General features: G+C 57.8%; 13 protein-coding genes and 3 pseudogenes. 8 read left to right on the top strand and 8 right to left on the bottom strand.

The window, feature by feature from the left end:
* Positions 1-116 precede the first annotated feature (116 nt).
* Positions 117-350, top strand: a complete 234-nt coding sequence (locus tag AC1RTQ_RS08500; protein WP_034368417.1) for a hypothetical protein — start codon at positions 117-119, stop codon at positions 348-350.
* A 168-nt stretch (positions 351-518) separates the two neighbouring features.
* On the opposite strand, the pseudogene AC1RTQ_RS08505 reads toward AC1RTQ_RS08500, so the two are convergent.
* Positions 519-1,110, bottom strand: a pseudogene (locus AC1RTQ_RS08505) (LysR family transcriptional regulator substrate-binding protein); the annotation flags it as partial.
* Between the two features lie 20 nt (positions 1,111-1,130).
* On the opposite strand from AC1RTQ_RS08505, the pseudogene AC1RTQ_RS08510 reads away from it, so the two are divergent.
* Positions 1,131-1,621, top strand: a pseudogene (locus AC1RTQ_RS08510) (transposase family protein); the annotation flags it as partial.
* Here the strand turns inward: AC1RTQ_RS08510 and AC1RTQ_RS08515 are convergent.
* Positions 1,566-2,543, bottom strand: coding sequence for a bifunctional helix-turn-helix transcriptional regulator/GNAT family N-acetyltransferase (locus AC1RTQ_RS08515; protein WP_492875009.1), 978 nt, complete (start codon positions 2,541-2,543; stop codon positions 1,566-1,568). The pseudogene AC1RTQ_RS08510 and the gene AC1RTQ_RS08515 overlap by 56 nt on opposite strands.
* Before the next feature lie 209 nt (positions 2,544-2,752).
* Between AC1RTQ_RS08515 and AC1RTQ_RS08520 the strand changes: the two genes are divergently transcribed.
* Positions 2,753-2,908 (top strand): helix-turn-helix transcriptional regulator, encoded by a 156-nt coding sequence (locus AC1RTQ_RS08520; protein WP_492875010.1) that lies wholly within the window; start codon positions 2,753-2,755, stop codon positions 2,906-2,908.
* Positions 2,909-2,998: 90 nt separating this feature from the next.
* On the opposite strand, the gene AC1RTQ_RS08525 is transcribed toward AC1RTQ_RS08520, so the two are convergent.
* From AC1RTQ_RS08525 to AC1RTQ_RS08535, 3 genes are all read right to left on the bottom strand, one after another.
* On the bottom strand, positions 2,999-3,877 hold the full coding sequence (locus AC1RTQ_RS08525) for a sensor histidine kinase (RefSeq protein WP_492875011.1): 879 nt from the start codon (positions 3,875-3,877) through the stop codon (positions 2,999-3,001).
* A gap of 44 nt (positions 3,878-3,921) precedes the next feature.
* A complete protein-coding gene (locus AC1RTQ_RS08530) occupies positions 3,922-4,593 on the bottom strand; it encodes a response regulator (protein WP_492875451.1) in 672 nt (223 codons plus the stop codon).
* 879 nt (positions 4,594-5,472) lie between these two features.
* On the bottom strand, positions 5,473-6,357 hold the full coding sequence (locus AC1RTQ_RS08535) for a LysR substrate-binding domain-containing protein (protein ID WP_492875012.1): 885 nt from the start codon (positions 6,355-6,357) through the stop codon (positions 5,473-5,475).
* 118 nt (positions 6,358-6,475) lie between these two features.
* On the opposite strand from AC1RTQ_RS08535, the gene AC1RTQ_RS08540 reads away from it, so the two are divergent.
* The 3 genes from AC1RTQ_RS08540 to AC1RTQ_RS08550 all read left to right on the top strand — a co-directional run bounded on the left by AC1RTQ_RS08540 (position 6,476) and on the right by AC1RTQ_RS08550 (position 8,679).
* Positions 6,476-7,099 carry a glutathione S-transferase family protein gene (locus tag AC1RTQ_RS08540; protein WP_492875013.1) on the top strand — a complete coding sequence of 208 codons (624 nt, stop codon included), beginning with the start codon at positions 6,476-6,478 and terminating at the stop codon, positions 7,097-7,099.
* Between the two features lie 23 nt (positions 7,100-7,122).
* On the top strand, positions 7,123-8,160 hold the full coding sequence (locus tag AC1RTQ_RS08545; RefSeq protein WP_492875014.1) for an LLM class oxidoreductase: 1,038 nt from the start codon (positions 7,123-7,125) through the stop codon (positions 8,158-8,160).
* A 93-nt stretch (positions 8,161-8,253) separates the two neighbouring features.
* Positions 8,254-8,679, top strand: coding sequence for a GNAT family N-acetyltransferase (locus AC1RTQ_RS08550; RefSeq protein ID WP_492875015.1), 426 nt, complete (start codon positions 8,254-8,256; stop codon positions 8,677-8,679).
* A gap of 131 nt (positions 8,680-8,810) precedes the next feature.
* Here the strand turns inward: AC1RTQ_RS08550 and AC1RTQ_RS08555 are convergent, their stop codons facing one another.
* Positions 8,811-9,347 carry a P-loop NTPase family protein gene (locus tag AC1RTQ_RS08555; protein ID WP_492875016.1) on the bottom strand — a complete coding sequence of 179 codons (537 nt, stop codon included), beginning with the start codon at positions 9,345-9,347 and terminating at the stop codon, positions 8,811-8,813.
* A gap of 395 nt (positions 9,348-9,742) precedes the next feature.
* Between AC1RTQ_RS08555 and AC1RTQ_RS08560 the strand changes: the two genes are divergently transcribed.
* Complete coding sequence (locus AC1RTQ_RS08560; RefSeq protein WP_492875017.1) at positions 9,743-10,873, top strand: IS110 family RNA-guided transposase; 1,131 nt, start codon at positions 9,743-9,745, stop codon at positions 10,871-10,873.
* Between the two features lie 1,106 nt (positions 10,874-11,979).
* Here AC1RTQ_RS08560 and AC1RTQ_RS08565 read toward each other — a convergent pair.
* A complete protein-coding gene (locus tag AC1RTQ_RS08565) occupies positions 11,980-13,098 on the bottom strand; it encodes an NAD(P)H-binding protein (protein WP_492875018.1) in 1,119 nt (372 codons plus the stop codon).
* A gap of 97 nt (positions 13,099-13,195) precedes the next feature.
* Between AC1RTQ_RS08565 and AC1RTQ_RS08570 the strand changes: the two are divergent.
* Positions 13,196-14,098: pseudogene (locus AC1RTQ_RS08570) on the top strand (LysR family transcriptional regulator).
* 99 nt (positions 14,099-14,197) lie between these two features.
* Here the strand turns inward: AC1RTQ_RS08570 and AC1RTQ_RS08575 are convergent.
* Positions 14,198-15,088 (bottom strand): LysR family transcriptional regulator, encoded by an 891-nt coding sequence (locus AC1RTQ_RS08575; protein ID WP_492875019.1) that lies wholly within the window; start codon positions 15,086-15,088, stop codon positions 14,198-14,200.
* Between the last annotated feature and the right edge of the window lie 17 nt (positions 15,089-15,105).

The following is a 15,105-nucleotide window of genomic DNA, read 5'->3' on the forward strand; positions in this document are numbered from 1 at the left end:
AGCGAGCAGCGATCCCATTCTTGTATGGCAATCGCTGACGTTTTCACCTCTCTCCTTCGGGAGGAAGGTGCTCCTCACGATAGACAGTGTCAAGTCATAGGCTGGAAATTCTCAAAATGATCGATTGGGTCCCTGTAATCTTTGTTACGTTCAAGGTTCTCATCTTCGGCGCGTGCATGTTCTTCGCCATCAAGTGGCATTACGACCAAGGGAAGAAGGGAATGGACAGGCGCGCGCTGCTGCGTACGGGGGGCAAGGTGGCTGCAGCCTTCATGCTGGCGCTGCTGTGTGTGTTGCTGTTCACCTTCGGCCTTGCCAGGATGCTCGGCATGGATTTGAGCCTCCCATGACGGCAAAGGCAGGTCGGCCGATATCCAGTAATGCAATGAACCTTGCATTCATCGGACGGCCATAATTGGCTGCCTTATCGACGCTGGCAATCTGCCGTGTGTGGCCTTTGCAGACTACCTTTGGCTCCTGGCATTCGTGAGACCACTTGCCTCGGATGACGAGGTCATTCAATACTCAATCGTCAAGCTGCCCCCGCTTTTCTGGGCCAGTTCGACGAATGCCAAAGCAGCGGGCGAGAGCTTGTCAAAACTCAGCGCGGCCAACGCGATTTTCCGGCGACAACGGGGCTTTAACGGGCGGTAGACAACACCTGCCGGGGGCTCGGGCAGAGCCAGACGTGCAGCAATGGTGACTGCCTCGCCTTGCGCTACAAAGCCCATCATTGAGCTGAGCTGCTCAAACCTGAGCAGGGTTCTGGATGCGGCGCCTTGGCTGGCCCAAAAAAGCATCGATATGGGGGCCTGAGCCTGCGCTGGTGCGGATAAAGGGCTGTCCATGAAAGCCCATGGCGCCAATGGCCGATTGGTACGCTAGGGGATGCGCAGCAGGCAGCACCGCCACCAGCTCGTCTCCGGCCAGAGTCAGGGTATCGAAGCGCTCGTCGGGCAGGACGACAAAGCCCGGTTCCACGCGCCGTTCCGGCAACCACTGCATGACTGTGCTGTCGATGGCTTCCTCGATGTGCACCTCGACCAGGGGCTGCTTCTGCTGAAAACGTTCCTGGAGCCTCGGCAACAGACGCAGCGACGAGGTGGTCCCAGGGCGGATGCTGCACCGTGTCGATTGATCTGAAGCCGCAGGCCAGCGTCATGCATTGCGAGCGCTGCGGTGCGCAGTGCAGCCAAGTCTATGAGACCACGACACGGCGCGTGCGCGATCTGGCATTGTTCGAGTACAGGGTGGTGCTGCATGTGCCGCGTCGGCGTCTGTGGTGCGATAGCTGTGGTGGCCGCACCTGGAGAAACTCAGCCGGATCGGTCGCTACCAGCGCGTCACAGACCGTCTGGCGCAGGCGTGCAGCCAGTTGCTTCGCAGCAGCATCAAGGCGGTCGCTGCCTTCTTCGTTCTGGGATGGCACACCGTCAAATCCATCGACAAAGCCTTGCTGCTGGCGAGCACTGCGCAGCCGCAATAGCATCAGATTGAGTACCTGTCGATGGACGAGTTTGCGCTGCATAAGGGCCACCGCTACGCCATAGTCGTCGTTGACCCCATCATCCGGCAGGTGCTGCGGATGGGGCAAGGGGACTCACGCGAACGAATTGCTGCTCGGTCACTGTGCTTCCCCACTGAGTTCCTTGTTCTTCCTTCTGCAGCTTGAAGCCAAAAGACTCATACAGCTTGCGGGCCGCGTCCAACCCCTTGATTGTCCACAGATGTACTTCACGGAACCCGCGCACATCGCAGAATGTCATCGCCTCTGTCATCAATTGACTGCCGACGCCGCTACCGCGACAACCATCGTCCAAAATAAACCATCGCAGATGGGCCCTGTTTTCACCCAGGTCCTGCCCGTCAATCGCGAGCGAACCAACAATTCGGTCATTGAGCAGGGCGGTCCATACCCTATTGCATGGCTCGTTCAGCCGTCTGGCGAATTCAGCTGCTCCACTTGCGACCTGGCTCTCGAAATACTGCCCGAAATTGGAGTACGTCGAGTAGAACGCGGCGTGCATTTCAACAATGCGCCCAACCAGTCCGGGGCGATATCCTGCGCTTACGGTAATTGGGCTTTGCTGCTTTTTTTCCATATTCAAACGGTGGGTTTTAAGTGCTCCTGCATATGCAGACAAGCCCTGCGCAACCGCTTGTATCTGGGAGCGATTGAGGTGCTGAAACGCACTTTGCACCTGCATCTGGCCATAGGAATGAATCTGGCTGACCGTGCCGCGCCCCTGAGGAGTCAACTGCAATAGTTTGAAACGGCCGTCATCGATAGCAGCCACTTCCTTGACCTCTCCTGCTGCAACCAGTTTCGCAAGCATTCGGCTGACGCTTGACTTCTCTAGTCCTAAAAGCTGCACGAGTTGAACTGAGGTCATGCCTTCATTGGCTTCGATTTCAAGCAATGCATGCACAGCCGATGCCGAGTAATCCGTTGCGGCCAGTGTCGGCTGCATGAATCCGAGCTCTCTTACCAGGGCTCGGGAGTCGGCTCGGATCGAGTCAATTTCAGACATGGTGTTGGTCATCTGTGGTGTCAATCAATCAGAATTGGTTGCAACATACAACCATATAGCAGTGGTGTGCAACTGATTTGTGCTGCAGCTTGCCCTGAGTAGATGGCGGCCTATGGCCAGATACAGCACGCCAGCCATTCCATCGCGGAATGCCTGTCAAGGCGGGCCGGTGTTGATTTCCAGGTAAAACAGACCCTCGGGGGCCAGTGGGTCACTTCTGGGTGGAAATCAACAGCCTTGTAGAGATTTCCGAACGTCTTAACTGCTGCATCAAGACAGTGAGTTCGCAGAAGATGGCCGCGATGCGCAAGCTCGAGGCGAAGTCCAATCAGGCGCTGATGGCGTTTTGTCTGAATAGCGGCGTGTTTCATCAATAAGGTGAGATCGCTTGCCATGGCGCCCCCAACTGAGCATGAGGTGAGCATGACGTGCGGTGTCCACAATAAGAGCGTCGTGAATTCAGGCCTCTAGGAAAGGCTGGTCGATTCACACCGCCATCGCATCAATACCTGTGTGCCTCCGCCGTGGCGGGGGTGGATGTGCAGGTCACCGCCAATGTTTCGCATGCGATGAAACATGTTTATGACGCCGTGCCCGGACTTGCCGGGGTCATTGAGCACGGCTCGAAGATCGTAGCCCTTGCCGTTGTCCTCTATGCTCAGATACCAGTCCCAGCCGAAGCTTTGCAGATCGCCCTTTTGATAGGGCTCTAGTGTCAACCATATCTCGGTCGCATCGGCATGCTCGATGGCGTTGCTAACACTAGCCTGAACAACGGCCAGGATTTCATGCGCAACGCGGTCTCTGGGAAGCGGCAGCGTGGTCTGCTGACCGACCCCGAGCTCGGGGTCGGTCAACTGCCAGTGCAGTACAAGGCCTTTGCGTTGAAGCGCGTGCTCCAGACGATAGCGCAATCGCGCCAGGCGCATGGCCAGATTGTCGGATTGGGCATCCATGGAGTCGACGATCAGGCGCAGGTCCAGTAGCGACTGCTCCAGTACTTTTCTGGCAGGGTCATCTTCAACCGAGGACTGTAAATTCATCAGGCTCAATGCCTCTACCAACTGGCTGCCCAAAGTGTCATGCAGGTCTGAGGCGATGCGCTTGCGCTCTTCCTGGATTTCCTTGGAGGGTTGGGCACTGGAGCGCAGTCTGGCCTTGATGACACGATAGATTCCAGGAATGTAACGAAGCGAGATAAGCAATCCGCTGAAAGCCACCAAAATACTGAAGACAAAAAACCAATTCTGATCTCGCAGCCGCGTGAGAAAACACCAGCTGAGTATGGTAATTGCCTGAATGAAACGGGTTGTTTCCCTCCAACCAATATCTCTCAGAGATTCCATATCCTTGCCGCCTCTGGCTGTAAATAAAGAAAATTCCTTAAAATTTATATCAACCCACGCAAAGAGGCGGCTTTTACAGCATGGGCTCTTGTCTTGGCCTGCAGTTTTCGGTACATGTTCTTTACATGTGTAGATACTGTCATTGTGCTTATCTTGAGATGCGTGGATATTTCAGGAGAGCTGTAACCGCAGGCAATGAGTTTCAGTATTTCTATTTCTCGTTCAGATAGATTATCCTCTTTGGAGCGGTTTGACGCCGAAATGACATAGGTTTGTGATCTGCTAACCAGCGACAGGATTTTCTTGGCAAGAGACGGGGTAATAGATGCACCACCATTGGCAACTTGCAATACTGCTTGTGCGTAGTCGCCAAACCAGGAGTTTTTCAGCAAATAGCCTACAGCACCTTTCTCAAAAGCCTGAAAGACCTTTTCATCTCTTTCAGTTACTGAAACGATAATGCTTTGCACATGCGGGTGTGTGCCTTGGACAAGCTCAAGCAGATCCAGACCGTCGCCGTCGCCCAGGTTGAGATCTATCATCAGAACGTCGAAGTCGTGCTGTTGAATGCTCTTGCGTGCCTCACGCAAGCTGCAGGCATGCCCAACCAGCAGGGTTCTTGAGTCGCCCATCAGATCCTGGGCAATCACTCGGCGGATATGGCTATCGTCGTCCACCAGGAAGACGCGAACGGGCTGCTCTCGCTGGCCCACCATGTGCCCGGGCCACATCGAGTGGCTGATCGATGGAGGGGCGTCATTTTGATGGGTGAACAAGGGCGGGCAAGATGAAGTCTGGACGGCTGGCATAGATGGCTCCCGACGAAAAGACCAGGGGGCTTGAATACTCTAGGAAACTAATTAGTGCTCATTGGGAAATCCATAGAAAATGTCAAATAATGTCAATTTTTACTGAATTTGCAAAATGAATCCTGGGAAATAGGTAGCCGCTTGGTGTTGTTTTTACTGAGTCAGATTGTTGATGCAATTAATTGACCAAACTATGTTAATTAAATTTTTCAATCAATGTGAAATTGAAATAAATTACCGTAGATTTTGTGCTACTGGAATAGTTTGTTTGGCTATTGGTGGTGTATTCAAATAATCAAATAAGCGTATTAATTTGGTGATGATTTTTTAGAAGTTAAGTTGAGTATTATTTTTGGTGATATGACATGTTTCAATTGATATTTGATACGCCGAATTTTTATTGATTAGCGATTGGAAGGAAAGAAGAAAGGTAATTTTCAGACATTCCATTTCGAGGAATCAATGCTGGACAGAATCTGGTTTTGAGCGAGTGGACGAGATTCAAGGCTTGAGGGGGCAGTGTCGGGTCATTGCCGTTACATGACGGGTCTATTGACGAAATACCTTCAGTAGCTTGGGAAATTGCCATTCAACAGTGGTATGAATAATCGCTGATTGCCGTGGCGGTTATTGCATCGCCCGGTATTGCCTTGGAGCCGCGAACACAACCCTTGGTACGTCGTTGCTTCGCCTTGTCGTACTGCTGTACTAGCTGCGGCTTCGCGCGGCGGGTGATTCAATTCGAGCAGCCTGCAGGGCAGCAGGGCAGGGTCTCTGCTTGCGGCCTTACTGGGCCGCTTCTGCGCGAATCCAGTCCAGGAAGGCGCGCACTTCGGGGCGGTCAGTCGCACCAGGGCGGGTCACGGCGTAGTAGGCGAATCTTGCCGGCCAGGGTTTGTCCAGCACCTGAATGAGTCGGCCTGTCGCGATTTCTTCCTGGGCATATGCCTGCGGCACCAGCGCCAGGCCCTGTCCAGCTTCCGCCGCGCGGATGAGAAGGAAGTCGTCTTCAAATGCGCTGCCGCGCTGCGCACGCGCGTCGTCGGCCACCCCGTGTGCCTTGAGCCAGAGCGGCCAATCTGCGCGGTCTCCGTCGTGGAGCAGGGGGTAGTCAAGGCAATCGCCTGCCTCATTGATCACCGCCCCCTGGCAGGTCTTCAAAAACTCGGGTGAGGCGACAAGTGTCAGAACCGGCGCCATGAGGCAGGTGACCTCAAGCCCGGGATAGTCGCCCAGCCCATGGCGCAAGGCGACATCCACGCGGTCGCGTTGCAGATCCACCAGCTCAGACGTTGCTTCCACGCGGATTTCGATGTCGGGGTGCAATTGCTTGAAGCGCCCAAGCCGAGGTACCAGCCACGATGCCGCAAACGTTGCGACGGTGCTGACCGTCAGGCTACGTTCTCCCTTGCTGCGTTCCAGGGCATGCATCGCCTGGTCGATCTGAAGAAACGCTTCATGCAGCCTGGGGTACACGCTGGCACCTGCCGCGGTCAGCCGCATGCCAAGGCGTTCACGTTCGAGCAAGACAACTCCCAGGCGGTCTTCCAACACGCGGATTTGCTGGCTTACGGCGCCGGGGGTGACGTGCAGGGCCTGCGCTGCGGCCTTGACGCTTTTGCGCTGCCCAACCTCTACGAATGTGCGCAATGCCTGCAAGGGATAGCTCATGTTTACTTTAGATTTTCTAAATTCATTGGGAAGAAATGATCGCTTTATATGAGGCCGTCTTCATCTGAAAATTTGTGATTCCGGCGATTCCGGTAGTTTTAGATTATCTACAAATTCAATGTTGCATCTCTACTCCGACAGTTCCCCCAATGGCTTCAAAGCGACGATCGCGCTTGAAGAGCTTTCTTTGCCTTACCAACTGCACCATGTGCGCATCGATGAAGGCGAGCACCGTCAATCCGCCTTTCTTGTGCTGAACCCCCACGGCCGTATTCCGGTACTCGAGGACAGCGAGACAGGTGTCGTGCTGTTCGAGTCGGCGGCGATTCTCTTGTACTTGGCGGGCAGGACCGGAAAGCTGTTGCCGGCAGATCCGCGAGCCCGCTGGGAGGCGATCAAGTGGCTGCAGTTCCATGCATCCAGCGTGGGGCCGCTGCTGGGCCAGCGCGTGCACTTCGAGCTGTTTGCGGATGAACCCATTGCGCCGGCAATCGAGCGTTACCAGCGCCTGACGCAGGAAGCGTTCACGGTGCTGGATCAAGCGCTGGCGGGCCGTCCGTATCTGGCCGGCGACGACTACTCGATTGCAGACATTGCCCATTTCGGCTGGACGCACATCGCGCGAATCATCCATTTCGACTTCAGCCAACACCGCCATCTCAGTGCATGGCACGAGCGGGTTGCGGCTCGAGCGGCTGTACGCAAAGGCATCACGCTGCCCGCACCGGCAACCGGCGCATGAATGAGCATCTCGCGAGTCCAAAAATGAAAGCATCCAGACTCTCTGAACGCACGAGCGGCTCCTCTTACGCCGCGTTTTTCGGACACCCCGGCTACCGGCGCATGTTTTCGCCGGACAGGTTGACTCTGGGCATTTTTCTGCCGCTGCGCAGCTACAGAGGCGATATGTCGGTGCTGCGCGGCCAGTCGGACCTGGTCGCCGAGATCGACAGCTACGGCTTTGCCGCCGTGTGGGTGCGTGATGTGCCTTTGCTCGACCCATCGTTTGGAGATGCAGGGCAGGTGTTCGATCCCTTCACCTATCTGGCCTACCTGGCGGCCCGAACCAGGAAGGTGGCCTTGGCAACGGGCAGCGCCGTCATCTCCTTGCGTCACCCGATTGATCTGGCCAAGGCAGCCACGACCATTGACCAGCTTTCCGGCGGCCGTCTGGTGATGGGGGTAGCCTCTGGCGACAGGCCGATGGAGTTTCCGGCCTACGGGCTGGAGCACAGTGCCCGGGCGGAGCGCTTTTCCCAGGCGCTCTCCTATATACGCCAGCTCATGCATGCCGGTCATCTGGACATCGACTCGCCGCTGGGACGTTTTGAAGGTGCCGAGTTCCTGCCCAAGCCTGTGTCCGCAAGCATTCCGATGATGGTGACAGGCTCGTCCGGGCAGTCACTGGAGTGGATTGCCGAGCATGCGGATGGATGGCTGACCTATCCCAATGCAACCCACACCCCTAGAGGGCCCCAGCACCTGGCGGAGAAGATTCGGGCCTGGCGTGAACTTGTCCCCGGAGGGGCGTTCAGGCCGCACATGACGAACGAGTGGATCGATCTGGTGGATGATCCCGGCTATCCTCGGGCCTCCTTGCACGGTGGCTATGTTCTGCGCACCGGGCGAAAAGGGCTGATGGCCTTGCTTGAAGCGTGGCAGGCGGCAGGGGTGAACCATGCCGCGCTTGGCATTCAGCTTTCACAGCGCCCGCCAGCCGAGGTGCTGGAGGAGCTGGCCAGGGAGGTGTTGCCGCACTTTCCCTCGCACGAAGGGCCGTCGGCGGCGTCCGCCGTCTGGTGAGAAACACAGAACCGGCTCGGGAGTGACAAGGCCGGATCAACCATGGACAAGAGAACCCCAATGCTTAGTGCAGTGAAAATTCGCCCCCTGGAAATGAGTGATCGAACGCCATGGTGCGATCTCTACCGCCAGTACGCACATTTCTACCAGTCGTCCATGACGGATGCGATCCTGGATCGAAGCTGGTCGTGGCTGATGGACCCGCGCCACCCGATGGAAGGGCTGGTCGCAGAATCGGAGGAGCGCCATTTGCTAGGATTGGCGCATTTTCGCGCATGCCCTGACCCGCTGATCGCGAAGGACGTCGGGTTTCTCGACGACCTGTTCGTGGCTCAAGACCAGCGCGGCTCAGGCATAGGCCGCAGCCTGATCATGGGCGTGGCTGCCAAAGCGCAGGAACGGGGCTGGCCCGTGGTGCGCTGGATTACCGCTGGCAGCAATGCCCAGGCGCGCCAGCTCTACGACAAGCTTGCATCGGCGACCGACTGGGTCACTTACGACCTCGATGTGCAGCGATAGCGAGCATATTCGACGGTCTGGTCCGGGCCTGACTGCGGCCATCGCGGTCAGGCACCGAACCGACATCCGGGCGGCAACAAGGTGGTCATTGAAATGCCGGGCTGTAGCAGGGCAGTGGAGATGAACCCGTGTCAGTGCTCTTGTGAGGTCGCGATCGCCTTGAGGAATGTCGAAGCCTCTGAAGGCTCGGAGAATTCAATCCATTGCAGATGCGCGAACTCGCCATGCTCGCGCAGAGCGGCGAACTTTGACTGGTTTTTTGCATAGGTGGATAGCGACCAGAGAAGTACTGAGTCTTTGGAGAAAAACGCCATCCGCAGTGACTCCCGGTTTCCATGCGACAGACGCTTGCGGGTGATGCCATGGCCAAGAGTGCGCCGGAGCAGGCGAGAAAATACGGTGAAGCGACCGTAGTTGAGCCACACGACATGTGTGGCTTGTGACCAAAGCAGGTCTCGAACAGCACTGTAGTTCCCGTCGGCTACCCAGCATGCTCCTTGAGTAGCTTCAATAACTGAATGCCTGAACTGCTCGGGTGGCATTGCTTGCCAGTCTGGCCCCCAGTAGTGCGAATCCAGTTCGATATATGAGGCCCGGATCTTGCGCGCCAGCTTTTTGGCAAAGGTGGATTTTCCAGCGCCACTGGTGCCGATCACTAGATAGCGCATCTGAGTCCTGTGTTGCCAAGAGCGGTTAACACGGCCCGGCAAACCGAAGGCTTGCGCTTGAGACGAGACGCGAAGCCGAGGGCTGTGCAGAAGTACGACAAGGCGACGCAACGACGTATCAATGGTTGTTAGCTGCTCTCAATGACTGCCAGCCATGCTGACCATAGGTGAGGGAAACGATGAATTTCAATGTACGCGAATCACGCAGCAATGTCGCTGCTGGCCAGGCTGTGGCCGCTGCAAATCGCTCGGCTGGATTTTAGTGCAGTGACTGCGTCTGGCTGGTAGGCGAGAGCCTCGGAACGAATACGAAGGGACTTTCCTAGTCCAGCGCGGATGCTCGAAGTTCAGCATGGATGTCCGGAAGTCCTATCGGAATTCGACTGGAGAATGCCATGACTGAGCTGACACATGGGCCCATCGTGCGAGTGGGCGTTGATCTTTCCAAGCGTCTTTACCAAGTCCACGCAGTGGATCAGTGGGGCCATCGGGTACTGGCCAAATCCCTGTCTCCGGAGCGCTTTTATGCGTGGTCTGCCACCTTGCCTCAAGGCTGTCTGGTGGTCACCGAAGCCTGCGGCGGCGCACATCATGTGGCAAGGCAGTTGCGGGCCATCGGTCTGGATGCTCGGCTGATCGCTGCGCACTTCGTCACGCCTTACCGTATGGCAGGTAAAAGCGGCAAGAACGATGCCAATGATGCGGCCGTGATCTGCGAGGCCGCCAGTCGGCCCCACATGCACTTTGTTCCGATCAAGAGCGCTGCGCAGCAAGGGCAGTTGGTGGTGCATCGTTTGCGTGAAGGCTACAAGCAAGAGCGCAATGCGTGTACCAATCGCATTCGAGGCCTGCTGACCGAGTTCGGTCTGGTCTTCCCACAGCGCCCGGAGAAGTTGCGCAAGGTGTTGGCTGAAGTGCTCGAGGATGCCAGCAATGAACTGCCTGGCGTGGTGCGCCTGGCTTTGGAGCGGGCGCTGCTGCACTGGATTGATCTGGATATCCAGATCGCTTGGTGCGATGAGCGCATCGCAGCCCATCTTCGCACCGATGAACGCGTCCAACGTGCCGCCCAGTTGCAGGGCGTCGGCCCCATCACGGCCTCGGCGCTGGTGGCCACCGTGGGAGAGTTCCAGCAGTTCCGCAGCGCCAAGCAATTCGGTGCCTGGCTGGGTCTGGTGCCCAGCCAGAACTCCAGCGGCGGTAAAACCAGCCTCGGCAATATCACCAAACGTGGCGATGACTACCTGCGCACCTTGCTGATTCAGGGCGCCAAGTCTGCGGTGAACACGGCAGCCAAACGTGGTGACCGACTGAGCCAATGGCTGGTGCAACTCAAGGCCTGCGTGGGTTGGCAGAAAGCGGCCGTGGCGCTGGCCAACAAGAACGCCAGAATCCTGTGGTGCGTGATGACGCGGGATACGTCGTTTGACGCGGGCCATGTGCCGCCGATGCCTGCGCAGCGCCAAAGACCGAATGGCGAGTTGCAGGTTGCACCTGACTTGGCGCAGCTATCCGCAGCCTATTGAAGCAGTTTGTGATGGTTGATGGACGCGCGTTTGAAGATGCTCACCACAGGTCAGACCGGCAGCAGGTGAACTCGACTTTGGGTCCGTGGCAAGAATTGCTTGACCACTGAGTTCGAATGGAGCCCTGCTGAGCGGTTCGTATCTGGGGCCTCGGTGTACACCACCGAAACAAGCCCGCCTGTAGATGTGCAGTCTGTCCTTGCCTGGTGAATGCTTCAAGGTTCGCGCCCACCCATCGCTGGTGAAACAACGACGGAGGCAGAGATATGCAAGGTCAACGGTTGACTTGCCAGAAAGTCCCTGTAGAGTCCCAAAGCTCTCGCATGCCAAGGGGGGCAGGGTATTTTCCGGCGAACCAGAGGGTCACGCCATCGCGCTTGATCCGCTTTGCCCAAGCCTTCAGGTTGCCATTGAGATTCATAAAAATTCCGAGGACCGGTCAGAATTTTCGCTCCTTATCGATGACCGTCACGCATGTGCCGACAGCTGCCGATGAAATTTTCGGCAGTCGGAAAGGTACGAAGCATCTATGCGCATCAAGTTACAAATGCTTGGTCAACGCTCCTAAATTCGACTCGTTAAAGAGACCAAGCATGGCGAGCGCCATTGCCTTGAAAGTCACTTGATGAACTACACGTCACTCTCGCTGTTTGCTGCACTTGCCATGGCTGCGGCACCTGGTCACGCAGAGGTCTACCTGGGTATAGGCTACGGTGCTCCGGCTCCCTACGTTGCAGCGCCTTCGCCGTCGTACTATTACGCGGCACCACCCGTTCAATACGGACCACCAGCTGTTCAATACGTTCCGCGGCCAGTCTATGACCCTCGACCCGTGATAGTCGCGCCGCCGCCAGAAGCTGTTCCGGGATGGCGCTGGCAGGAGGACGGCCGACGTTGGAACAGGTGGCAAAGACACCATCATCGAGGCTGGCGTGAGGATGACGACGAAGATTGATAGCGGCGCCAGACGTCGGCATTGGGTTTCTGCCAGCCGCGAACGGTAGATCCAGGCTGCTGCGATGAACGACAGATCAAGTTCGGAACGTACTGATGCTATCGACCCAATGCGTGAACTCGGCAGCATGCACTACAGCTGTCGTTCGCCATCACTGCCTGGCCAGATCACCGACCGATACTTGGCAAATTCGCAAACAGGTGCTCCGCACGCACATCGCTCGTGCAGAGACAGACGCCAACGGCAAGCGCAACCACTGCTGTGGTGAAAGCTTTTTGACGGTGCTTAACTTGTGCGCAGGTGTCGCCGGCAAGCACCCCATGCCTTCCAAGGCGGCCTCCACCGCCTCATCCAGCGGCGTATGCGGCTCATGTCCGAGCGTCGAGACCAGCTTGGCGTTGCTCATCTCTATCCGCGTGCTCCACAAGTAGCGCATCTCACGCAGCTCACGTAAGGTCGGTACAAAGGGCGCTGCAAGCGCGGTAAGCCACCAGGGAAAGGCTCTCACTTTGGGCTGGACTCCGCCGCGCCTGACAACCACGCGGCAGATCGCAGCGGCCAACTGGGTGCCGTCGGTGTCCCAATGGCCTGCCATGTGGAAGGCGGCAAAGGGGGGCAGCGTGTCGCGCCGCTGCACCAGCTCCATCATGGCGCGGGCTACGTCGGGCAGGTAAGACCATTGGTGGCCCACGCCGGGAGCGTTGGGCATGCTGATGGAATTGACCGGCTGGCCGGGCTTTAGCATGCCCTGTGAGAACCAGCTATTGCCCGGCTTGGGTCCGAAGAAGTCCCCCGCGCGCACCACGATCACTCGGCAGCTCCGGCTGCTGGCCCGCAGCAGACGCCGCTCCATCTCCACACGGATGGCACCCTTGGGGGTGAGGGGTTGCTGCAGCGAATCTTCATGTAACGTGGGAAAGGCGCTGGGGCCGTAGTTGTAGACCGTGCCAGGCAGCACGATGGTGGCGCCGTTGGCCTGCGCGGCGACGATGGTGTTGTCCAGCATGGGCAGCACCAGCTCACCCCAGCGACGGTAGCCGGGCGGGTTGACGGCGTGCACAATGACGGAGCATCCTTCTGCGGCGGCCAGCACATCGTTGCGGTTCATCGCGTCGCCGCGCACCCAGACCATGCCGTCGCGCAGCTCGATTTGCTGCTCACCGCTGCGGCGTAATGCGCGCACTTTCCAGCCTGCGTCGCGTAGTTGCCGTGTCACTTCGCCACCGATACCGCCGGTGGCGCCTAGAACCAAGGCAGTGTTGCTTTCCATCTCATTACCCTTGAATTTGTTGCGATGATAGGAAGTTTCGGGCGGGCACTGCTATTAAGCAATTGACCAACATGTGGTAGCCGCCATACATTTTTGTATGGCTAACGACAACACCACTGAGATCGGCTGGGAGCTGTACCGCTCCTATTTGGGCGTGCTGGAAGAGGGCTCATTGTCCGGTGCGGCGCGCGCCATGGGAATTGCCCAGCCCACCGTGGGGCGGCATGTGGACGCGCTGGAAAAAGCGCTGGGTGTGACGCTGTTTACACGTTCGCAAATGGGTCTTCTACCCACTGAGGCGGCGCTAGCGCTGAAGCCGTTTGCCCAGACCATGCACAGCGCTGCCGCTGCGCTAAAACGTGTGGCCGAAAGCCAAGGCTCGGGCATTCAGGGCACGGTGCGCGTGACGGCCAGCGAGGTGATAGGGTAAGAGGTACTGCCACCTATCCTGGCGCAACTGCAGGACACACACCCGGACCTGACGGTGGAACTGGTGCTGACCAGCCGCGTACAGGACCTGTTGCAGCGCGAGGCCGACATCGCCGTGCGCATGACACAACCCAGGCAGGAGCAACTGATTGCCCGGCGCGTTGGAGTGATGCCACTTGGCCTGCATGCGCACAAGCGCTATCTGGACAAGCACGGGATGCCGGCCTCGCTGGCCGATCTGGCGCAGCACGCGCTGATTGGCTTTGATGAAGAGACGCCGTTCGTGCGCGCTGCCCGCAAGGCATTCCCGATCTGGAGCCGCGAAAACTTTGCAGTGCGCACCGACAACGACATGGCACAGATGGCGCTGATCCGAGCTGGCTGCGGTATTGGCGTGTGCCAGGTGAATCTAGCGGCGCGCGACCGGAATCTGGTGAACATATTGCCTGGAAGCATTCCGCTGAGCCTGGAGACCTGGCTCACCATGCACGAGGATCTGCGCAACAATCCGAGCTGCAAGGTGACATTTGATGCGCTGTTGAAGGGGCTGCAAGCCTACATGACTCCCTAGCCGGTCGACACTGCGCTGGGCCTGATGCGGTTGTTTGCCAATGACCGAAGAGCCTCACTCTGCTATCAGCTCCCGGAAAAGACGTGAATCCCGGGCAGATCAGGCAGTAGGGAACACGCGTGCGCACAAGAAATCAACCAGAGCCCGTACCTTCGGCGACGGATGCTTGCTTGCCGGCCACAGCACATAAAAAACGCCTCTGCGCTCCATATGGTCGGTAAGCAGCGGTAGCAGCCGGCCGTCGGCCAGTTGTTCACGAATGGAAAATTCCGGCAGGTAGGCAATCCCCAGTCCCTGCAAGGCAAAGCACACGCGCGTCTCTATGTTGTTGCAGATCATCGAGGTGGGCAGCTGCAACTCGGTTTCTCCGGACATGGTTCGCAGAGTCCATGGCTCCAGCTTGCCGCTATGCGGGAAGCGGTAGTGCAGACAATGGTGTTGCATCAGATCAGCAGGCTCCCGAGGTGTTCCTCGCCGCGCCAGATAGTCTGGCGAAGCCACCAGCAGCGAACGGAAAGCCCCGAGCCTGCGTGCCGTGAGGCGAGAGTCACTGGGCTCGCCCGTGCGCACCACGGCATCGAAGCCTTCCTCGATCACATCAACTATCTGGTCGGTGAAGTCCAGGTCCAGCTCGATCTCGGGGTACTCGCGCATGAAATCGCCGAGCACCGGCAGCACCAGCGAGCTGACCAGCGGCAAACTCACTCTCAAGCGCCCGCGCGGTGCACTGCTGGCTTGCGCCAGTTCGAGCTCTGCCGCTTCGATCTCGGCCAGGATACGTCGGCTGCGCTCCAGGAATAGCATGCCCTCGGCGGTCAACGTGACACTGCGTGTACTGCGGTGAAACAGGCGCACGCCCAGCCGATCTTCCAGCCGCGCCACGCTCTTGCCTACGGCGGAGGCCGACACGCCCAACAGCCGGCCGGCGGCAACAAAACTTCGCGTCTCGGCAACCTGCACAAACACGGCGAAACCATTCAAGCTGTCCATAACGCACTTAGATTAAA

It is taken from the genome of Comamonas sp. GW821-FHT11H03 (genome assembly GCF_058807955.1).